We start from the raw sequence: 20,002 nt of genomic DNA, 5'->3' as shown, positions 1-20,002 counted from the left end.
AGTCGCAAGCGATGCCCCGTGTAACCCTGGGCTCCTGCTTTCGCAGGAGCACGAGGTTCACTGCTGAGGCCTGGTATATTTCCCCAGCCAGCCGAGCACCTCGCTATACCATTGCATCGAGTTCTTCGGCTTGAGCACCCAATGGTTCTCGTCGGGGAAGACGAGCAGGCGGGAGTCGATCTCGCGCCGCTGGAGCGCAGTGAATGCGGCCAGCCCCTGGGTGTAGGGAATGCGGAAATCCTTCTCGCTGGTGATGACGAGCTGCGGCGTCTTCCATTTGGTGACGTGGTGGACGGGGTTCCATTTCTCGAAGGCCTCGGGGTCCTCGAAATAGGCCTTGCCGCCATGCTCCCACTCGTCGAACCACAACTCCTCAGTCTCGTACGCCATGGCCCGCGCATCGAAGACTCCATCATGCTGGACGATGCACTTGAACCGATCGGGCCACTGGCCCTCGATCCAGTTCATCATATAGCCGCCGTAGGACGCGCCGAGCGCGCAGGCGTTGTCGGCATTCAGGTAAGAGAATTTGTCGGTCGCGGCCTTGAGGCCCTTCTGCAGGTCCTCGAGCGGCCAGCCGCCCCAATTGTTCTGGATCGCATCGGTGAAGGCTTGGCCGTAGCCGGTGCTTCCGTGGAAATCGACCGAAACCACGGCATAGCCGGCGCCCGCGAACACAGCGGGATTCCAGCGATAGGACCAGCTGTTGTTGCTCGACCCTTGCGGCCCGCCGTGGACGATGAAGGCGATCGGCGCCTTGGCACCGGCGGCAAGGGTCGGCGGCCGGACGGCATAGCCCCAGACCTTGTCGTTGTTCGCGCCAGTGAAGCTGAAGCGCTCGACCTTGGGCAAATCGATCCCCGCGAGCTTCGCTGCGTTGACCGAGGTCAGCCGCTCCACCTTCTTGCCCGAGAGACGGTAGAAATCGTCGGGCGCGGTGAGGCTGTTCATGCTGAACACCACGCCACCTTTCACCGGCACGACCGCCGAGACGACGCCCTCCTGCGTAAGCCGGGTCACCTTCCCGCTCTGCGCATCCACCGCAAAGATCGGCTGCTCCTGCGTGTCCTGCGCAGTCACATAGAGCGTCTTGCCGTCCGCAGCCCAGGCGATCGAGGCGACCGAGCGATCCCAATCCTGCGTCAGCGCGCGGACTTCGCCGGTGGCGAGGTTGCGCAGCTTGAGCAGCTGACGATCCGACTCATAGCCCGCGCGCGCCATCGAGGCCCAGGCGAGCCACTTGCCGTCGGGCGAGACGGTGGGGAGCGTGTCGGTGCCGTCGTTGTCGGGCGTGAGGTTCACCGGCGGCGCCGATCCGTCGGCAGGCGCGGCGAAGATGTCGAGGTTGGTCGAAAGCGGTTCGATCCGCCCTGCCTCGCGCAGCGCGAAATAGACTGTCTTGCCGTCGGGCGACCAGGCGAGCTCCTCGCCGCCGCCGAAAGGCTTGGATGGGGTATCGCCGATCAGCGATCCGATGATCGGCGTGCCGTTGCCGCTCGCCCCTTGCGGGCCGAAGGGCAGCACGAACAGCTGGGACCGGTCGCCGTTCGACCATGTATCCCAGTGGCGCACGAAGAGCTGGTCGTAGGTGCGGCCGGAGCCGGCGTTGGGGTCCTTCTTGACCATCGCCGGCTCCAGGTTCGGTGCGCCAGGCTTGCGATCGGCCCAGACGAGCAGCTTGTCGCCGGTCGGCGCGACCTTGAAGCCGCTGAAGCCGCCCGGGACCGCACCGAGCTTGACGGCAGCGCCGCCCGCGCCCGGAACGCCCCATATTGCGTCCTCGCCGCCCTTGTCCGACTGGAACCAGACTGTCTTGCCGTCCGCCGAGAATTGCGGGCTCGTCTCGTTCACATCGGCTTCGGCAGCGAGCTTCTCGGGCGCCACGCCCTTCTTCGTGAGATCGAGACGCCAGAGATCGTATCGGCCGCGGTTCGCGGCGAGGTCGGTCTCGCGCTGCTGCCAGACGAGCCAGCGTCCATCGGGGGAAACCGTGGGAGCGCCGACGCGGGAGAGCGTCGCTACGTCCTGGATGGTGAGGTCCCGGGCAGCGGCAGGTGCGGCGGCAAAGGCGAGCGCGACGCTCGCGAGCAGGAGGTGCTTCATGGGGCGAGGTAGAGCAAAGCCCGGAGTGCGGCGCAATATGGGATGGCGCGGAACGCGATTCCGGTCCCTTCTCCCATTCGTCACCCCGGCCTTGTGCCGGGGTCCACTGGGCAGCCGGGCCATACCGTCTCGGCGCGCGCCGGGACCAGCAGCGAGCGCGCAAAGGGCGCATATATACCCTATCCGCCCCCGATCGCTGCGGCATGACTCGCGGTAGAGTGGACCCCGGCACAAGGCCGGGGTGACGGAGGAGGATTTGGAGCAGCCCGCCGCCGCCAGCGGCTCACCGCCCGCTGGTGATGCGCGAGATTTCGCGTGCGACCATCGCTTCGACGATCTGCGGCAGGTTGGCGTCGAGCCAGTCGCGGAGCATCGGCTTGAGCATTTCGCGCACCAGCCCTTCGAGCGTGTCCGATCCGGGCACTTCGGGCTTCACGAGGATCCGCGAGAGCGCCTCCAGCGGTTGACGAGTCGCTTCCATCGCCTGCTGCGAGAGGATCGGTTCGGGGGCCGGGCCGGCTGCCGGGGCAGTCGCGCGTTCGGTCTGCTCCGCGGCGACGGCTTCGCGCAATTCGAAGACTTCGCGATCGGCAGCCTCGTCCGCCGGCCCCTGCTCTATTTCGTCCGAAGGCGTTTCCCGGGCGCGGCGGACGCGCGCACCGGTGGCGGCATCGCCTTCCTCGGCGATGATGCGCTTGATGGAGGAGAGGATCTCCTCCATCGAAGGTTCGGCGCTGATATCGCCCATAGCCGGCACCTTCTCCTCAACTGGCCCGGCTAACCCAATCAGGGATTCTGGGGGTTGGTGTCAACGTCGCGTTGCAGCACGGGGTCCAGACCGACAGGCGCGACATTGGCTCCCTGCGCCGGAGTCTCGCGAGTCGGAGTGCCCACCGGCTGCGGCTCGGGATCGTCGTTCCAGTCGCTCCAGTCGCCACGGACACGCTTGTAGTTGGCAGCCGGATCGTAGAGCGGCCCGCCTTCGAGGCCGAGCTGGTCCGCCTGCGCGCGACCCATCGCCGCCAGCAGTGTGAAGCCTGCGACATAGGCGTCGCGCTCGGCAGTCACATAGTTGACCTGCGAATTGAGCAGTTCCTGCTCGGCGTTGAGGATATCGAGGATCGTGCGCGTGCCGACGCTGTTCTCGGCGCGGACGCCCTCCAGGCTGAGCCGGTTGGCCTCGACCGCGACACGGTTCGATTCGATCACGCGCAGCGCCGACTGATAGGCAGCGTAGGCCGAGCGTGCCTGGGCGATCACGCCGCGCTCGGTGAGCGTCACCTGCTCGATCGCCGATGCCTGACGCGCCTGCGCCTGACGCACCTGCGCCGCCGGCCGTCCGCCCTGGAAGATCGGCAGCGAAAGCTCCGCGCCGATCGTGCTCGAGAAGCCGCTGCCGCTCGCGCCCTGCGCTGCCGCGGCCGCCGGAATCGAGCCGAGATAATTGTAATAATTGCCGCCCACGCCGAGGCTGACCTGCGGCAGCCGGCCAGCGCGCGCCACGCTCACGTCGTAGCGCGAAGCGTCACGGGCGAGCTGCGCCGCCTCGAGATAGGGATTGTTGGCGAGCGCGATCTGTTCGGCCGTCGCCACATCGTCGGGCAGATTGGGCAGCGCCGGCGGTGGCGCGAGCACCCCCGGGGGCGTGCCGATCACGCGGATATAGGTTTCGCGACTTCCGATCAGCCGTGCCTCGGCGGTGCGCAGCTGGCTGCGCGCGAGCGCGAGCCGCGCTTCGGACTGAGCGACGTCGGTGCGAGTGAGATCGCCCACCTCGAAACGGTCGCGCGTCGCCTGAAGGTTCACTTCGAGGACGTTGACGTTCTGCTGGTTGAGGCGAACGATCGCCTCATCGCGCATGACATCGACATAGGCAGTGACCGCCTGCGTGAAGATGTCCGATTCGGCACCGCGCAGATCGGCCTGCCCGGCTTCCACGCGCCGTTCGGCCGCGCGCACCGAATTGCGCACGCCCCCGCCGCTGTAGATCGGCTGCGACAGGTTGATCCCGAGCCGGCCCTGACGAGTCGGCGAAATCAGGTTCGCGTCGCTGTCGTACAGGCTCGAGTTCACCGAGCCCGTCGCGTCCGCTCCCGGGAGGCCGCGCGAGCGGGCAATCGGCACATTCTCGTCGTTCGCCCGCTGGTTGGCCCGCTCCGCCTGGAGCTCCGGATTGCTGTTATAGGTCTGGACCAGCGCATCCCGCAGGGTCGTGGTCGGGACGGGAGCCGCCGCGGGGGCAGCAGCGGCGGGAACCGTACCCTGCCGCTGGGCCGCGGTCTGCGCACTGGCAGGAACGGCGATCGCGGCAAGGCTGACACCAAGGAGCAGAGAGGAAAATCGCATCAGCCTCATCTTTTGATCAGAATTGAAAGGTCCGTAGGCGTCGGAAACCAGGAAGCTCTGCACATTCGATATCGACGAAGTCGATCAGCCCGAACCCGCCCTCGGACCGGCGGCCCTTGGCAAGGCGCGTGACCCCGCGATCGATGACGCCGGTGACGATCCGGCCGCCGATCGCGACCTGCTGGACCAGCGCGTCGGGAACTTGCTCGACTGCGCCGTCGATCACGAGCAGGTCATAAGACGCACCGGCGGGCCAGCCGGCGTTGAGCGGCCCCTGCACCAGCTCGACGTTCGCTTCGCCGGCGAGACCGCCGCGCGCGATCGCCACCAGCGAATCCTCTTCTTCCAGCGCGAGGACCGAGTTGGCGAGCAGGGCGAGCACTGCTGCAGCATAGCCTCCCGCTGCGCCGACCAGCAGCACCCGATCGCTCGGCTGCACGCGCGCTTCGGTGAGCAGGCGCCCGGTCGCGAGCGGCGAATTGTGGCGCCGTCCCCCGGCCAGCGGCAGCAGCGTGTCGCGATAGGCGATGGCGCGATGCTCGGGCGGCAGGAAAGCCTCGCGCGGCACCTTTGCCATCGCTTCCACCACACGCGGATCGTTGACCGCATTGGTGCGCAGCTGGCTTGCCACCATCGAATGGCGCATCGCTTCGAAGCGGCTTGCTTCGACGGGCGCAGGATCGACCGAAAGGGCCATCATTACTCCGGCTATCTGGCACAACCGTATTAGCTGTGCAATACACTTGTTGAAGACGCTGCGCTTCTATCGCGGCGCAGCGAGATCGCCAAGCGACTTGCACCAAGGCATCGGCCGGGCGCAAACTGGGTTCGGGCCGCCAACGCGTTAACCCTTCGTTGAGAGAGGTTACGCAACAGTAAAGGAATAGCGAGACCAGCACGTTAAACGCGGGGAATCCTATGGTGGAGCAGGCCGGCGACAGGCTCGAGTCCGCAATCGCGCGCCGTGTGCTCGATCAGTTGGCGCAGTGGCGCCCCACTCCACGCGACGTGGACGCCAATGCCTTTGGACTGGAAGGCTCGATGCGCAACCGCGAGCTGCTGGCAGTGATGGAAGCGCTCTGCGACGCCGGACTGGTGATGTACGAGGCGATCGTGGTCCGGAACCGCGCGCCCTGTTTCCGCGACGCAGTCATCACGACGAGCGGATATGCGGCGCTCCAGGCGATGCGCCGGAAGGACTCGCGCTAGCCGTGTGCTTACAGCTCCGCTCATGCCGAAAAGACGCAGCTTCAGCGAGTCGGCCGCTACAGCGACTCCGACCTGTTTTCTATCCGGCGAATGGCGATTTCTCCCCGGCCGCAATCGACGTACTAGCTAAACCGGTTTCCGCCTTTTGAACCTAGTAGTTGACACGAGGCGACCGGCCAGCGCATTTGCGCGCCTCACCGCTCGGATGGCCCGATGGCGGAGTGGTTACGCAGAGGACTGCAAATCCTTGCACGCCGGTTCGATTCCGGCTCGGGCCTCCATCCTCCTTCCCCGCGGACAATAAAAAAGGTGCCTGCGACTGGCACAGGCACCTTTCTGTAGTTTTGTCGGGGTTTTAGCGGCGGCAGTTGCTGCCGCCGCGCTCGATCTCGCGGCCGGCGAGTGCGCCCACGCCCGCACCGATGATGGTGCCAGTGGTGCTGCGCCCGCGGTACGAGCTGCCGCGGCCGATCTCGCCGCCCAGCAGACCGCCGGCGATCGCGCCGAGGATCGTGCCTGTGGTCCCGTCACTGCAGCGGCGATAGTTGCGGTAGCGATAGCCGTCACCGCGGTAGTTGCGATAACCGTCGCGGTAATCGCGGCGATAGCCATCCCGATAGCCATCACGATAGTCGCGGCGATAATCGTCGCGGTAATCGCCATAGCCATAGCGCTGTGCCGCGGCCGGAGTAGCAGCCATGCCGCCGACGACGACGCTGGCGGCAAGCGCGGCGCTGATCAGATGCTTCTTCATATCGTCCTCCTCGGAGGCATCGGTGCCTCAATCTGGAGCCCTTTTGGCACGAGTCGCGTGCAGCGCGCCTGAACGCACCCGTTAGCCGGCGTTCAGTTAGCCGGCGTTCATCCGCCATTCCCCCCGCCCACGATCGCCGCTAGCCTTGATCTATGGGTGAATTGCTGCTGGTGATCGACGAAGGCACGACATCGACGCGCGCGATGCTGTTCGAGCCTTCGGGCAAATGCCTGGCGTCGCATGCCGAAGAACTGACGCAATATTATCCCGGGCCAGGGCTGGTCGAGCATGATGCCGCCGAGATCTGGGAGCGCAGCTTCGCCTGTGCGGCCGCGATGGTCGAGAAGGCCGGCGGCCCCGATGCGATTGCCGCAATCGGAATCACCAACCAACGCGAGACGATCGTTTTCTGGGACAAGATCACCGGCGAGCCGCTGGCGCCTGCGATCGTGTGGCAGGACCGGCGCACCGCCGCTCTGTGCCGGCAGCTTCGCGAGGCTGGCGAGGAGCCCGCGCTCCAGGCCCGCACCGGGCTGCTGCTCGATCCCTATTTCTCAGGCACCAAGATCGCCTGGGCGATGGAGCATTGGCCGCAGCTGCGCGAAGCCGGGGAGCGGCTCGCGATCGGCACGGTCGAGAGCTGGCTGGTGTGGAAGCTGAGCGGCGGGCTGCACGTCACCGACGCGACCAATGCCTCGCGCACCTTGCTGATGGGCCTGGGCAGCGGCGGGTGGAACGACAGCCTGCTCGACATGTTCGCCGCGCCCCGGGCCGCGCTCCCCGAGATCGTCGATTGTGCGGGCCGGTTCGCCACGACGAGCCTGTTCGGCGGCGCGATCCCGATCTGCGGGCTTGCGGGCGACCAGCAGGCGGCGACGATCGGCCAGGCGTGCCTGACCAAGGGCGAGACCAAGGCGACCTATGGCACCGGCGCCTTCATCCTCGCCAACGCCGGCACCACGCCGCCTTCATCGAAGCATCGATTGCTCGCGACCGTGCTCTGGCAGCTTGGCGGGCGCCGCACCTATGCGATCGAAGGCGCGGTGTTCGTTGCCGGGAGCTTGGTCCAGTGGCTGCGCGACTCGCTCGGCCTCGTTACGAACGCAGCCGAAACGGAAGCGCTCGCGCGGTCGGTGCCCGACAGCGGCGGCGTGTTCCTCGTGCCCGCGCTGAGCGGCCTCGGCGCGCCCTGGTGGGAGCCGGAAGCGCGCGGCGCGCTCTCCGGGTTGAGCTTTTCGACGAGCCGGGCGCACATCATTCGCGCCGCGCTCGAGGCGATGGCACATCAGAGCCACGACCTGAAGACCGCCTTCGCTGCCGACGGCGCCGACTGGTCTCGCCTCCGTGTCGACGGCGGCATGGTCACCAATGACTGGATCGCGCAGGATCTCGCCGATGTCCTCGACATACCCGTAGATCGGCCCGACTTCGCGGAGACGACGGCGCTGGGCGCGGCGATGCTGGCGGGGGTTGGTTGCGGGTTGTTCGCAGGGCTGGAAGAAGCAGCGCAGATGCGTGGCGCCGTTCGGACGTTCGAGCCGGAGATGGAGGCGAGCATGCGGGAAGCGCGGCTGACGGGATGGGCTAATGCGGTGCATTCGATCGTAACCTCCGCGAAGGCGGGAACGACGAGCTAGGACCGATCGACATTCAGGCCGAAGCACGCCGCATCCGCCCATTCCACCGGTCACCCCGGACCTGTTCCGGGGTCCACTCCGCCTCGCTGGCTGCCAAGGAGCCTCTTGCCCAGCCCTTGTCTCCAGGTGGACCCCGGACCAAGTCCGGGGTGACGGTTGGGAATTGGCTGGCCAAAATCCGAATGTCGATTGACCCTAGTAGTTCACGCCGCTTCTTCCCCCGCGAACAGCGTCTTGAGCTCCGTTTTCAGGATCTTGCCGTTGGCGTTGCGCGGCAGCGTATCCTTCACGAAGCGGATCGCCACCGGAACCTTGAAAGCTGCCACGCGCGCGCGCACCCATTCCTGCAGCTCGGCCTCGCTCGCCTCCATGCCCGGCGCGAGGTGGACGACCGCGGCCGGCTCCTCGCCCAAGGTCCGGTGCGGGATGCCGATCAGCGCGCAGTCGGTCACCGCGGGGTGCGCGTAGAGCACGTCCTCGACTTCCGACGAGTAGATGTTCTCGCCGCCGCGGATCACAATGTCCTTGGCGCGGTCGACTATGTAGAGGAATCCCTCTTCGTCCAGCCGCGCGAGATCGCCGGTGCGCACCCAGCCATCGACAAAGGTCTGCGCGGTTTCCTCGGGCTTGTTCCAATAGCCCTTCACGATCATCGGGCCCCTCGCCCACAGCTCCCCGACTTCGCCCACGGGAAGCTCGCGATCGCCTTCGAGCGTCATGATCTTGAGGTCCGCCGTCGCCACCGGGAGCCCGGCGCTGGTCGGCCGCATCAGATAATCCTCGGCCGAATGGCTGGTGACGGTGGCCATCGTCTCGGTCATGCCCCAGCCGTTGCCCGGAAGCGCGCCGAACTCCTCGTATATCCGCTTCACCAGCTCCGGCGCCGAGGGCGCGCCGCCATAGGCGATCGTCTCCAGGCTCGATAGGTCGTATTTGTGGCGGTCCGGGTGCTCGAGAAGCTGCCAGGCGATCGTCGGCACGCCGCCGGTCAGGTTGACGCGCTCGCGCTCGATGATCTCCATCGCCTGCACCGGATCCCAGCGCCGCATGAAGACGATCGTCGCACCCGCCGCCATCATCGCCATCAGCCCGGCGCTGCACGCGGTGACGTGGAACAGCGGAATGACGAGCAGCGAGGTCTTGTGATCGGGCGTCGCGGGCGGCGTTTCGCCCCGGCGCAGCAGCGTGCGCGCAGTCGAATAGCCGCCGGACAGGATGTTGGTGACGATGTTGCGGTGCGTGCCCAGCGCTCCCTTCGGGGAGCCGGTGGTGCCGCTGGTGTAGAAGATCGTAACATCGTCGTCGGGCTGGATCGCAGCCTGCGGAAAGGGAATTTCGGGAAGCGCAGCCCAGGCGGCGCGGGTCCCGATCAGATCCTCCAGCCGCACGGCTTTGCCGCCCGGGGCTTCGTCGGCACGGCTCACCACCACACGTTCCAGGCCGGAAAGATCGTCGTAGCAGTGCTTCAGCCGCTCGTGTCGTTCGCGGTCGACGAACAGCACCCGCACGCCGGAATCGCGCAGGCCATATTCGAGCTCGCCGCCGGTCCACCAGGCATTGAGCGGCACCACGATCGCGCCGATGCTCGCGATCGCGAAGAAGATCGTCGGCCATTCGGGCAGGTTGCGCATTGCCAGCGCGACTCGATCGCCCTTCCCCACGCCCATTTCGGTGAGCCGCGCGGCGAGGTGGCACACGGCGCGATAATTCGCGTCATAGGTGACGCGCTCGTCTTCATAGATGGTGAAGACGCGATCCCCATAGGCGCGTACCAGCTGCTGGAGCGCGGCGAGCGACGGCGGCGCGTTCTTCCATACGCGCGTGGGGACGCCGCCGATATCCGCCATCTCCATTTCGAAACGGGCGCCTGGGGCAGTGAGCAGCGCCTTCGCCTGCTCGAGCGACATCTTGGGCCAGTCAGGGTCGAGCGGCACGATCGGTTCAAGGGCCAAGGCGCGATCTCTCCATCGTTTCCGAATGTTGGGTTTGCCGTTGGGGCAACGCCATCATTGAACGTTAGTGTTGATTCAAACGGCGCTCAAGGCAATAGAAGAAGCGTGTCTGAACGATGACGCTTCCGACGCGATTCGAAAGAGAGGTATGCCCTGAGCCCGATATTCGTCCAGCCAGAAAGCCACGGATTTTCGTCCGCGCGGCTGGCGCGGATCGATGGCTTTGTGAAGGAGCGCTATCTCGATTCGGGCAAGCTCCCGCACGCACAGCTGCTGATCGCGCGCGACGGCGAGATCGTCCATTTTTCGCATCAGGGTTCGGCGCGCGAGGGCGGTGCGGCCCTGGACGAGAGCAGCTTGTTCCGCATCGCATCGATGACCAAGCCGGTTACCAGCCTCGCCTTCATGATGCTGGTGGAAGAGGCCAAGGTCGCGCTCGACACGCCCGTTCATCATGTGCTGCCCGAGTTCAAGGGGATCGGAGTCTACGCCGGAGGCGGCGGTGGCGCGCCGTTCGTCACCAGGCCGACCGCCGAGCCGATGCGGATGGTGGATCTGCTCCGCCACACTTCCGGCCTCACCTATGGCTTCCAGAACCGGACCAACATCGACGCCGCCTATCGCACGGGCCGAATCGAGAGCTGGCACGGCAATCTCACGCTCGACGAATTCGTTGCCGCGCTGGCCAAGCTACCGCTCGAATTCTCGCCCGGCACGGAGTGGAATTATTCGGTCTCGACCGACGTGCTCGGCGCAGTGGTGCAGCGCGTCTCCGGCATGCCGCTCGACCGCTTCTTCGCCGAGCGCATCTTCGGCCCGCTCGGAATGCGCGACAGCTTTTTCCAGATTCCCGACGACAAGTTGGACCGGCTCCCGGATTGCTGGACGCTGAGCGAGGATCGGCGACCGGTGATGTACGATCGAGGCGATGAATCCGCCTGGGCGAAGTTTCCGCGGCTGGTATCGGGCGGCGGCGGCCTCGTCTCGACCGCGCTCGATTATCACCGCTTCTGCACGATGCTGCTGAACAAGGGCGCGCTCGACGGCACCCGCATCGTCAGTCCCAAGACGATCGAACTGATGACGATGAACCATCTCCCCGGAGGGGCGGACCTTGCGACCCTGTCGCGCGCGCTGTTCAGCGAGACCACCAACGCAGGTGTCGGCTTCGGGCTCGGCTTTGCAGTGACGACCGATGTCGCGCGGACGCTGATGCCTGGGTCGCCGGGCGAATTCTATTGGGGCGGAATGTTCTCGACTGCCTTCTTCGTCGATCCCGTCGAGCGGATATCGATGGTGTTCATGACGCAATTCTCGCCCTCGATGCTCTACCCGATCCGGCGTGAGCTCAAGACGATGATCTATTCGGCGCTGGCCTGACCGCGCACACGAACGACAGGAGAAGAGGATGTCCCCCATCACCACCAGCCGCCAGGGCGAAGTCCTGATCATCACTTCGGACAACCCGCCAGTGAACGCGCTCGGCGCCGCGGTGCGGCAGGGGCTGCAGGCGGGCATCCGCGCGGCGGCGAGCGACGACGGCATCAAGGCAGTCGCGATCGCCTGCGCCGGCAAGACCTTCTTCGCGGGTGCGGACATCACCGAGTTCGGCAAGCCGATGCAGGAACCCGGACTTCCCACGCTGGTCGACGAGATCGAGGCGCTCGACAAGCCGGTGGTGGCCGCGATCCACGGCACGGCGCTGGGCGGCGGCTGCGAAGTCGCGCTCGCCTGCCATTATCGCATCGCGGTGCCTTCGGCGAAGTTGGGGCTGCCCGAGGTCAAGCTCGGCATCCTGCCCGGCGCTGGCGGCACCCAGCGGCTGCCGCGCGTCGCGGGCGTTGCGCTCGCACTCGAGATGGCGGCCAAGGGTGACCCGATCTCCTCTGCCAAGGCGCAGGAAGCGGGGCTGGTCGACCGGCTCGCAGGTGAGAACAGTCTGCTCGACGAGGCGGTGGCCTTTGCGCGCGAAGTCGCGGCGCAACGCCCCCTTCCCCGCGCCTCGACCCGGAACGTCGAGGCCGATCCGGCGGTATTCGAGCAGTTCCGCAAGACCAACGCCAAGCGTTTCCGCGGCTTCGAGGCGCCCGAGACGATCATCTCGGTGATCGAGCAGACCGTATCCAAGCCCTATGCCGAAGGCGTCCAGATCGAGCGCGCGAACTTCATGAAGCTGATCATGGGGACGCAGTCGGCCGCCCAGCGCCATATCTTCTTCGCCGAGCGCAAGGCATCGAAGATCGACGGCATCGCGGAGGACATCAAGCTGCGCGACATCCGCCGCGTAGGCGTGATCGGCGCGGGCACGATGGGCGGCGGGATCAGCATGAACTTCCTCTCGGCGGGCATCCCGGTGACGATTGTCGAGATGGCACAGGATGCGCTCCACCGCGGAACCGGCGTGATGCGCAAGAACTATGAGGCGAGCGCCGCCAAGGGCCGGATGACCGCCGAGCAGGTCGAGAATGCGATGGGGCTGCTCAAGCCGACGCTGAACTTCGACGATCTCGCCGAATGCGACCTGATCATCGAAGCGGTATACGAGAGCATGGACGTAAAGAAGGACGTGTTCGGCCGGCTCGACAAGATCGCCAAGCGCGGCGCGATCCTCGCCTCCAACACCAGCTACCTCAACATCGATGAGATCGCCGCGGCGACTTCGCGCCCGCAGGACGTGCTGGGGCTGCACTTCTTCTCGCCCGCAAACGTGATGAAGCTGCTCGAGATCGTGCGCGGCGCCAAGACCGCCGACGACGTGCTCGCCACTGCGATGGCGGTCTCGAAGAAGATCAGGAAGGTCGCGGTGGTGGCGGGCGTGTGCCACGGCTTCATCGGCAACCGGATGCTGATGCCGCGCCAGGTGGAGGCGCAGAAGCTGCTGCTCGAAGGCGCGACGCCAGCCCAGATCGACAAGGTCCATGTCGATTTCGGCATGCCGATGGGCCCCTTCCAGATGGCCGACCTCGCCGGCACCGACATCGGCTGGCACCGCGATCCCAACCGGATCGAGAACATCCGCGACGCGCTGTGCGCCGAGGGCCGCTGGGGGCAGAAGAAGAGCGCGGGTTTCTACGATTACGACGAGAAGCGCACCCCCTCGCCCTCCCCGCGCGTCGCCGAGATCATCGAGGATTTCCGTAACCGGACCGGCACGCCGCAGCACGAGGTGACCGAGCAGGAGATCGTCGAACGCACGCTCTACACGATGGTCAACGAAGGCGCGAAGATCCTCGCCGAGGGCATGGCGCAGCGCGCGAGCGACATCGATGTGGTGTGGATCTATGGCTATGGCTGGCCGGTGTACCGCGGCGGGCCGATGTTCTGGGCGGATACCGAAGGGCTGAGCAAGATCGTCGCCGCGCTGGAGAAGCACGGCTTCGAAGTCGCCCCGCTGCTCCGCGAGAAGGCCGAGAACGGCGAGAAGTTCAACAAATGAGCGACCTGGATCAATTCCGCGCCGAGACGCGCACGTGGCTCGAAGCCAATTGCCCGCCCTCGATGCGCACACCGCCGCGGAGCGACAAGGAAGTCACCTGGGGCGGGCGCAATCCCGAATATGCCCATCCCGACCAGAAGCTCTGGCTCGACCGCATGGCCGCGCGCGGCTGGACGGTGCCCGACTGGCCGAAGGATTATGGCGGCGGCGGGCTCTCGCCGGCCGAGACCAAGATCCTGCGCGAGGAAATGAAGCGGCTCAACTGCCGCAACCCGCTCAACAGCTTCGGCATCTCGATGCTCGGGCCGGCGCTGCTCAAATATGGCAGCGAGGAGCAGAAGCTGGAGCATCTGCCGAAGATCGCGCGCGGGGAGATCCGCTGGTGCCAGGGCTATTCCGAGCCCAACGCGGGCTCCGACCTCGCGGGGCTTCAGACCAGCGCGGAGGACAGGGGCGACCATTTCCTCGTCAACGGCCAGAAGGTGTGGACCAGTTATGCCGACAAGGCCGACTGGATCTTTTGCCTGGTGCGCACCGACAAGAGCAGCAAACAGGGCGGGATCAGCTTCCTGCTATTCGACATGGCCTCGCCAGGTGTCAGCACCAAGCCGATCCAGCTGATCAGCGGCAACTCGCCCTTCTGCGAGACCTTCTTCGACGATGTGAAGGTTCCCAAGGCGAATCTAGTCGGCGAGCTCAACAAGGGCTGGGACGTCGCCAAATATCTGCTCGGGCATGAGCGCGAGATGATTTCGGGCTTCGGGCTGGGCGGGAGCGGTGGCGATCCGATGATCGAAGCGGCACGCAAGGGCGTCGATCCGATCCTGCGCGCGCAGATCGCGCTGTTCCAGGTGCGCTCGCGGGCCTTTGCTGCAATGTCCGAGAAGTTCCTCGACGAGCTCAAGGCGGGCCGGGCACATCCCGCGCAGCCTTCGATGATGAAATATTACGGGACCGAGCTGAACAAAACGCGGCACGAGCTGCAGATGGCTGCTGGCGGCGCGGATGCGCTCGAATGGGAAAGCGAGGCTTCGGCGCACGGCGCCGCGGCGCGTGCTTGGCTGCGGACCAAGGCCAATTCGATCGAGGGCGGGACCAGCGAGATCCAGCTCAACATCATCGCCAAGCGGATTCTGGAACTGCCGTCCTAAAGCCCTCTCCCCTCCGGGAAGAGGGTTGGGAGAGGGGCAGGTGCCAACAGCTCTCCTCCAGCCCCCTCTCCCCAGCCCTCTCCCCAATGAGAGAGGGAGCAAGGAAGAATGAAATGCCCCTCTACCTCAACGACGAACAGGCGATGCTCCGCGATACCGCGAAGGAGTTCGTCGCCGATGCCGCCCCGGTCTCGCACCTCCGTGCGCTCCGTGACGCGGACGATCCCACGGGATTCTCGCGCGATCTGTGGAAGCAGTTCGCCGAGATGGGCTTCACCGGCATCCTCATCCCCGAGGCCCAGGGCGGGCTCGGGCTCGGGCATGTCGAGGCTGGCACGGTGCTCGAGGAGATTGGGCGAAACCTCTCCCCCTCCCCCTTCCTCACCACAGCCGTCGCCGCGGTCGAGGCGCTCAAGGGCAGCGCGCATGCCGATCGCTGGTTCCCCGGCATCCTGGCCGGCGAGACCGTTGCAGCGCTGGCGATCGACGAGGGACCGAAGCACAATGGCGTAGTCGCGATGCGAGCCGAGCGCGCGGGCAACGGCTTCCGACTCTCGGGCGCAAAGACGTTCGTGCACCACGCGCATGTCGCCGATCTGCTACTCGTCGCGGCGCGAACCGAGGGGGGAGCGACGCTGTTCGTGGTGCCGAGCGACGCGGCTGGCCTCGCCGTCGAGCCCCAGCGGCTGGCGGATTCGAGCATCGCCTCGCACCTGCGCTTCGACGGCGTCGAAGTCGATGCCGATGCGGTGGTGGGCGAAGTCGATGTGGGCGACGGTCCGCTCGGGCGCTTGCTCGCCGCCGGCCGCACCGGCGCATCGGCCGAGTTGCTCGGCGTCGGCGGCGGCGCGATGGACATAACCGTCGGCTATCTCAAGGAGCGCAAGCAGTTCGGCGTACCGATCGGCAGCTTCCAGGCGCTCCAGCACCGCGCCGCGCATCTCTACAGCGAGATCGAAATCGCGCGCGCCGCCGTGCTCAAGGCGCAGCAGCGGCTCGACGCAGGCGAGGAAGCGGCGGAGGCAGTCTCGGTCGCCAAGGCGATGACCGGTCTTGCCACCAGCCTTGCGGTGCAGGAGGCTGTCCAGATGCATGGCGGCATCGGCATGACGGACGAATATGATGTCGGCTTCTACATGAAGCGCGCGCGCGTGCTGGCCGAACTGTTCGGGGATGCGAACTTCCATGCCGACGCGCTGGCCGTAGCGGCAGGCTACTGACTACGCCCGTTCGCCCTGAGCTTGTCGAAGGGCGTTCTTTCTTGAGCGAGAAGAAGGGTGCTTCGACAAGCTCAGCACGATCGGTTTGAGAAATGCCTGAACTCACTCCCCAGCAACTGGTAGATCAACTCACCACCTTGCTCGATGTCGAGGAACTCGACACCGATCTCTACCGCGGCCCCCGCCAGCCCGGCGGCGTCGGACGCGTGTTCGGCGGGCAAGTGATCGCCCAGGCGCTCCAGGCGGCGCAGCGCTCGGTCGAGGACGGCAAGGCGGCGCATTCGCTCCACGCCTATTTCATGCGGCCCGGCGACGAGGATCATCCGATCATCTACCGCGTCGTCCGCGATTTCGAGGGACGCAGCTTCGCCACGCGCCGCGTGATCGCGATGCAGAAGGGCCAGCCGATCCTCAACATGGCGGCATCCTTCCAGCGCGAGGCCGACGGGCTCCACCACCAGTCGGAGATGCCCGAGGTTCCCGATCCGGACGCGCTGCGCTCCGAACGCGAACTGCGCGACGAGATCAGCGATCAAGTGCCCGAGAAGCTCCGCCGCTTCTTCCTGCGCGCGCGGCCAATCGAAATCCGCCCGGTCAACCCGCGTAACTGGTTTCAGCCGGTGCCATCCGAGCCCGTCCAGCACAGCTGGTTTCGCGTCGTCGCGCCGCTGCCCGACGATTCCGCGCTCCACCGCGCGATGCTAGCCTACGCCAGCGACATGACGCTGCTCGGCACCTGCATGCTGCCGCACGGCGTCAGCTGGCTCACCGGCCAGGTGCAGACTGCGAGCCTGGACCATGCCGTGTGGTTCCACGAGCCGTTCCGCTTCGACGAATGGCTGCTCTACACCACCGACAGTCCTTGGGCCGGCCACTCGCGCGGTTTCAACCGCGGCCGCATCTACAGTCGCCATGGCCGACTGGTGGCTAGCGTGGCGCAGGAAGGGCTGGTCCGGCTGCGCGAGCGCTCTGAAGGCCGGGGCGAAGGCTCCTAAGCGGTTGGTCTCTCAGTGCTCCTGCGAAAGCAGGAGCCCAGAACAAGTGCGGTGCTTCACTACCCTAGGCTCCTGCTTTCGCAGGAGCGCGGGGCTAACGGTAACTAACCACCAACCGCGCCTCTAGAACGCCGGCTTGCCGAACTCCTGCCGCGTCACCGGGTGGCTTGAGGATAGGCCGCCGTCGACTACCCATGCTTGGCCATTGACGTAGCTCGCTTCGTCGGATGCAAGGAACAGCGCCACCCTGGCGATTTCCTCGGGCGCGCCGGCGCGGCGCAGCGGGTTGAGTTGGCCCAGCTTGTGCTCCTTGCCGACTTCGCGCGCATAGTCGAACGCACGCTTGGTCATTCCTGTCTCGATCAACCCGGGGCAAATCGCGTTTACGCGCACGTTCGAAGTCGAGAGTTGCTGCGCGGCGGTCTGGACGAGATTGATCACTCCTGCCTTGCTCGCCGAATAGGCCGGTCCGCCAGCGCCGGAGCGCAGCCCCGCCACGCTCGCGGTGCACAGGATGGCCCCGCCGCCGCGCTCCACGATCCGCGGGGCGGCGTGCTTGATCGCGAGGAAGGGGCCGATCAGGTTGACGCGCAGCACCTCGGTCCAGAGCTCGGCGCTGGAATCGAAGATGCCAGCAGCGCCGCCCGAGATGCCGGCGTTGGCATAGAAGACGTCGAGCCCGCCGAAACGATCGCAGGCAAGCCCAACGGTGCGCTCGACATCGGCTTCGGAACCGGCATCCATCTGATGCGGCAGGATCGAGTCATAGCCCTCGGCGGTGGCCGCCACGCTCTCGCTCAGATCGGCGGCGATCACCTTCGCGCCCTCAGCCGCAAAGGCCCGCGCCGTCGCGCGTCCGATCCCGGAGCCTGCGCCCGTGACGATGACGACCTTGTTCTCGAAGCGCACTTTCGTCCTTTCTCGTCATCCCGGCGAAAGCCGGGATCTCGTCTCACAGGCCGTTCGCTTGCCGCCTGAGATCCCGGCCTTCGCCGGGATGACGGACTTAGCTATGCTCCTGCCTTGCGTGCAAACTCCCAGGCGGCAGCAGCAAGCCCTGGCAGCCGTTCGACTGTCTTCGCCGCCTGCGTGCTCGAGGCATTGCCGTCCAGCATCCTTTTCTTGATGCCCTGCACGATGCCCGTGAGGCGGAAGAGGTTGTAGGCGAAGTACCAGTCGAGGTTCGGCACCCCGTCGCGCCCGGTCGCGGCGCAATAGCGCTCGACAATCGCTTCCATCGTCGGGATCCCGGTCTCTGGGCCGGTAAGCCCCTTGACACCCGAGCGGCCCTCGGGCTCGGTCACCCAGCTCATCAGGAAATAGGAGAAGTCCGCGAGCGGATCGCCGAGCGTCGACAGCTCCCAATCGAGCACGGCGAGCACGCGTGGTTCGTTCGGCGCGAAGATCATGTTGTCGATCCGGAAATCGCCATGGACGATCGACGTGCGCGTCTGCGGCGGCACCGTGCGCGGCAACCATTCGATCAGCCGCTCGACCTCGGGAAGATCGTCGGTTTGGCTGGCGCGATATTGCTTGGTCCAGCGTGCCACCTGCCGCTCGAAGTAATTTCCGGGCTTGCCATAATCGCCGAGCCCAATCGCTTCGTGATCGATTGCGTGCAGCGCGGCGAGCGTGTCGACGATCGCGTTGTACAGGGCAGTGCGTTCGGCGGGCGCCATGCCCGGGAGCGACCCGTCCCACAGCGTTCGCCCCTCGATCATGTCCATCACATAGAAGGGCGAGCCGATCACCTCGGCATCCTCGCAGAGCCCAAAGGGTCGCGCGACCGGAAAGCCGGTGGGATGTAGGGCGACGATCAGCCGGTACTCGCGCTCGATCGCGTGCGCCGAAGGTAGGATCGGTCCGAAGGGCTTGCGGCGGAGGACGTACGCCCCGTTAGCTGAATCAATGCGATACGTCGGATTGCTCTGTCCACCCGGGAACTTCTCGATCGTGAAGGGCGCCTCGAACCCGGCGACGTTGGCAGCGAGCCATTCGCCGAGTTGCGCTTCGTTAAGGTCGCTCATGCGAACTCGATCACCGATCGCACACTGTCGCCTGTGCGGAGCTTGTCGAGCGCGTCATTGACGTCCTCGAGCCGGATGCGTTCGGCGACCATCGTGTCGAGGTCGAGCAGCCCGTCGAGGTACATCTGCACCAGCCGCGGCATGTCGATCGGGAAGCGCGTGGAACCGAGCAGCGAGCCCTGGATCTTCTTGCCCGTCAGGAAGGTTGGCCCGGGCAGGCTGACGCTATTGCCCGGTGCGATCATCCCCAGGATCGTCGCGGTGCCGCCGCGGCGCAGGATGTTCCAGGCGAGCTCGGCAGTGGCGGGACGCCCCACCGCCTCGATCGCATAATGGACGCCGCCATTGGTGAGCCTTAGTACCTCCTTGAGCAAGGTCTCGGACGACGCGTCGAGTGCATGGGTGGCGCCGAGCTTGAGGGCCAGCTCGCGCTTGTGCGGCACCGGATCGATCGCGAAGATCGTCCCCGCTCCCGCGATCTTGGCGGCGTTGATCGCCGCAAGGCCAATGCCGCCCGCGCCGATCACCGCCACGCTCTCGCCGGGGCGAACGCGGCTATCGTTGAACACCGATCCCGCGCCGGTGATCACCGCGCAGCCGAGCAGCGCGGCGCGATCGAGCGGCATATCCTTGCTGATCGCGACGCAGGCATTCTCGTGCACCAGCATCATCTCGGCGAAGGCCGAGAGATTGAGGAACGGCGCCAGCGGGGTGCCGTCGGCCAGCGCGAGCCGCGGATCCGCATCCTGCGGACGGCGTGTCGACGGATCGATGCACAGCGATGGCCGCCCCGTGACGCACATCTCGCACGATCCGCAGAAGACGGTAAAGAAGGTGATGACGTGATCGCCGGGCCTGAGATGCGCGACGTCGGACCCGACGGCCTCCACCACCCCTGCTGCTTCATGTCCCGGCACGGTAGGCACCGGATGCGGGAAGGCGCCGTCGACGAAATGCAGGTCCGAACGGCACACGCCGACCGCGGCGGTGCGGATCAGCACCTCGCGAGGGCCCGGCTTGGAAACCCGCACATCGGCGATCTCGAGCGGCTTTCCGGCCTCGAAAAGTACGGCTGCTTTCACGTTGCTCCAACCTCCGCTTGCCCTGAGCTTGTCGAAGGGCCATTCTCTTCTTCCCCTCGTCCCGAAAAGCAGGACGGCGCTTCGACAAGC

The 20,002-nt window shown here is 66.2% G+C and carries 16 protein-coding genes and 1 tRNA gene; 8 read left to right on the top strand and 9 right to left on the bottom strand.

All coding sequences use genetic code 11. The features are described from left to right. Positions 1 to 57 precede the first annotated feature (57 nt). From ACMGDH_RS07630 to ACMGDH_RS07615, 4 genes are all read right to left on the bottom strand, one after another. The gene (locus tag ACMGDH_RS07630; RefSeq protein ID WP_436827352.1) at positions 58 to 2,103 is read right to left on the bottom strand and encodes a S9 family peptidase; all 2,046 of its coding nucleotides are present in this window, start codon (positions 2,101 to 2,103) and stop codon (positions 58 to 60) included. Between the two features lie 283 nt (positions 2,104 to 2,386). Then, positions 2,387 to 2,851 (bottom strand): DUF2497 domain-containing protein, encoded by a 465-nt coding sequence (locus tag ACMGDH_RS07625; protein ID WP_436827351.1) that lies wholly within the window; start codon positions 2,849 to 2,851, stop codon positions 2,387 to 2,389. Between the two features lie 38 nt (positions 2,852 to 2,889). Beyond that, on the bottom strand, positions 2,890 to 4,449 hold the full coding sequence (locus tag ACMGDH_RS07620; protein ID WP_436827350.1) for a TolC family outer membrane protein: 1,560 nt from the start codon (positions 4,447 to 4,449) through the stop codon (positions 2,890 to 2,892). 16 nt (positions 4,450 to 4,465) lie between these two features. Further along, entirely contained in the window at positions 4,466 to 5,149 is a 684-nt protein-coding gene (locus ACMGDH_RS07615) for a protein-L-isoaspartate O-methyltransferase family protein (RefSeq protein ID WP_436827349.1), read from the bottom strand. 221 nt (positions 5,150 to 5,370) lie between these two features. Between ACMGDH_RS07615 and ACMGDH_RS07610 the strand changes: the two genes are divergently transcribed. Beyond that, the gene (locus tag ACMGDH_RS07610) at positions 5,371 to 5,658 is read left to right on the top strand and encodes a hypothetical protein (protein ID WP_436827348.1); all 288 of its coding nucleotides are present in this window, start codon (positions 5,371 to 5,373) and stop codon (positions 5,656 to 5,658) included. A gap of 207 nt (positions 5,659 to 5,865) precedes the next feature. Next, positions 5,866 to 5,939 (top strand) — tRNA-Cys (locus ACMGDH_RS07605). A 74-nt stretch (positions 5,940 to 6,013) separates the two neighbouring features. Here the strand turns inward: ACMGDH_RS07605 and ACMGDH_RS07600 are convergent. Further along, positions 6,014 to 6,412, bottom strand: a complete 399-nt coding sequence (locus ACMGDH_RS07600; protein WP_436827347.1) for a glycine zipper 2TM domain-containing protein — start codon at positions 6,410 to 6,412, stop codon at positions 6,014 to 6,016. 152 nt (positions 6,413 to 6,564) lie between these two features. Between ACMGDH_RS07600 and ACMGDH_RS07595 the strand changes: the two genes are divergently transcribed. Beyond that, positions 6,565 to 8,049, top strand: coding sequence for an FGGY family carbohydrate kinase (locus ACMGDH_RS07595; protein WP_436827346.1), 1,485 nt, complete (start codon positions 6,565 to 6,567; stop codon positions 8,047 to 8,049). Positions 8,050 to 8,252: 203 nt separating this feature from the next. Here the strand turns inward: ACMGDH_RS07595 and ACMGDH_RS07590 are convergent, their stop codons facing one another. Continuing rightward, the gene (locus tag ACMGDH_RS07590) at positions 8,253 to 9,956 is read right to left on the bottom strand and encodes a class I adenylate-forming enzyme family protein (protein WP_436828214.1); all 1,704 of its coding nucleotides are present in this window, start codon (positions 9,954 to 9,956) and stop codon (positions 8,253 to 8,255) included. 198 nt (positions 9,957 to 10,154) lie between these two features. Here ACMGDH_RS07590 and ACMGDH_RS07585 point away from each other — a divergent pair, with 198 nt between their 5' ends. The 5 genes from ACMGDH_RS07585 (at position 10,155) to tesB (ending at position 16,803) form a co-directional block, all read left to right on the top strand. Continuing rightward, on the top strand, positions 10,155 to 11,381 hold the full coding sequence (locus ACMGDH_RS07585; protein ID WP_436828213.1) for a serine hydrolase domain-containing protein: 1,227 nt from the start codon (positions 10,155 to 10,157) through the stop codon (positions 11,379 to 11,381). Positions 11,382 to 11,409: 28 nt separating this feature from the next. Continuing rightward, positions 11,410 to 13,437: a 3-hydroxyacyl-CoA dehydrogenase NAD-binding domain-containing protein gene (locus ACMGDH_RS07580; protein ID WP_436827345.1), complete on the top strand. Its 2,028-nt coding sequence runs from the start codon at positions 11,410 to 11,412 to the stop codon at positions 13,435 to 13,437. Continuing rightward, entirely contained in the window at positions 13,434 to 14,588 is a 1,155-nt protein-coding gene (locus ACMGDH_RS07575) for an acyl-CoA dehydrogenase family protein (RefSeq protein WP_436827344.1), read from the top strand. The genes ACMGDH_RS07580 and ACMGDH_RS07575 overlap by 4 nt, the downstream gene beginning before the upstream one ends. Before the next feature lie 113 nt (positions 14,589 to 14,701). After that, positions 14,702 to 15,808, top strand: coding sequence for an acyl-CoA dehydrogenase family protein (locus ACMGDH_RS07570; protein WP_436827343.1), 1,107 nt, complete (start codon positions 14,702 to 14,704; stop codon positions 15,806 to 15,808). A gap of 92 nt (positions 15,809 to 15,900) precedes the next feature. After that, positions 15,901 to 16,803 (top strand): acyl-CoA thioesterase II, encoded by a 903-nt coding sequence (gene tesB, locus ACMGDH_RS07565; RefSeq protein ID WP_436827342.1) that lies wholly within the window; start codon positions 15,901 to 15,903, stop codon positions 16,801 to 16,803. Positions 16,804 to 16,926: 123 nt separating this feature from the next. On the opposite strand, the gene ACMGDH_RS07560 is transcribed toward tesB, so the two are convergent. The 3 genes from ACMGDH_RS07560 to ACMGDH_RS07550 all read right to left on the bottom strand — a co-directional run bounded on the left by ACMGDH_RS07560 (position 16,927) and on the right by ACMGDH_RS07550 (position 19,912). Beyond that, the gene (locus tag ACMGDH_RS07560) at positions 16,927 to 17,712 is read right to left on the bottom strand and encodes an SDR family NAD(P)-dependent oxidoreductase (protein WP_436827341.1); all 786 of its coding nucleotides are present in this window, start codon (positions 17,710 to 17,712) and stop codon (positions 16,927 to 16,929) included. Between the two features lie 101 nt (positions 17,713 to 17,813). Beyond that, positions 17,814 to 18,830 carry a phosphotransferase family protein gene (locus ACMGDH_RS07555; RefSeq protein WP_436827340.1) on the bottom strand — a complete coding sequence of 339 codons (1,017 nt, stop codon included), beginning with the start codon at positions 18,828 to 18,830 and terminating at the stop codon, positions 17,814 to 17,816. Next, entirely contained in the window at positions 18,827 to 19,912 is a 1,086-nt protein-coding gene (locus tag ACMGDH_RS07550) for a Zn-dependent alcohol dehydrogenase (RefSeq protein WP_436827339.1), read from the bottom strand. The genes ACMGDH_RS07555 and ACMGDH_RS07550 overlap by 4 nt, the downstream gene beginning before the upstream one ends. Positions 19,913 to 20,002 lie beyond the last annotated feature (90 nt).

It is taken from the genome of Sphingomonas radicis (genome assembly GCF_051400635.1).
GTDB lineage: Bacteria > Pseudomonadota > Alphaproteobacteria > Sphingomonadales > Sphingomonadaceae > Sphingomonas.
This window is presented reverse-complemented; position numbering and strand designations above follow the sequence as displayed.

What these genes read in the sequence shown, in the direction of transcription:
- ACMGDH_RS07630 (WP_436827352.1), bottom strand. Translation starts at nt 2,103, where the DNA reads ATGAAGCACCTCCTGCTCGCGAGCGTCGCGCTCGCCTTTGCCGCCGCA.
- ACMGDH_RS07625 (WP_436827351.1), bottom strand. Translation starts at nt 2,851, where the DNA reads ATGGGCGATATCAGCGCCGAACCTTCGATGGAGGAGATCCTCTCCTCC.
- ACMGDH_RS07620 (WP_436827350.1), bottom strand. Translation starts at nt 4,449, where the DNA reads ATGCGATTTTCCTCTCTGCTCCTTGGTGTCAGCCTTGCCGCGATCGCC.
- ACMGDH_RS07615 (WP_436827349.1), bottom strand. Translation starts at nt 5,149, where the DNA reads ATGATGGCCCTTTCGGTCGATCCTGCGCCCGTCGAAGCAAGCCGCTTC.
- ACMGDH_RS07600 (WP_436827347.1), bottom strand. Translation starts at nt 6,412, where the DNA reads ATGAAGAAGCATCTGATCAGCGCCGCGCTTGCCGCCAGCGTCGTCGTC.
- ACMGDH_RS07595 (WP_436827346.1), top strand. Translation starts at nt 6,565, where the DNA reads ATGGGTGAATTGCTGCTGGTGATCGACGAAGGCACGACATCGACGCGC.
- ACMGDH_RS07590 (WP_436828214.1), bottom strand. Translation starts at nt 9,956, where the DNA reads ATGTCGCTCGAGCAGGCGAAGGCGCTGCTCACTGCCCCAGGCGCCCGT.
- ACMGDH_RS07580 (WP_436827345.1), top strand. Translation starts at nt 11,410, where the DNA reads ATGTCCCCCATCACCACCAGCCGCCAGGGCGAAGTCCTGATCATCACT.
- ACMGDH_RS07575 (WP_436827344.1), top strand. Translation starts at nt 13,434, where the DNA reads ATGAGCGACCTGGATCAATTCCGCGCCGAGACGCGCACGTGGCTCGAA.
- ACMGDH_RS07570 (WP_436827343.1), top strand. Translation starts at nt 14,702, where the DNA reads ATGCCCCTCTACCTCAACGACGAACAGGCGATGCTCCGCGATACCGCG.
- tesB (WP_436827342.1), top strand. Translation starts at nt 15,901, where the DNA reads ATGCCTGAACTCACTCCCCAGCAACTGGTAGATCAACTCACCACCTTG.
- ACMGDH_RS07555 (WP_436827340.1), bottom strand. Translation starts at nt 18,830, where the DNA reads ATGAGCGACCTTAACGAAGCGCAACTCGGCGAATGGCTCGCTGCCAAC.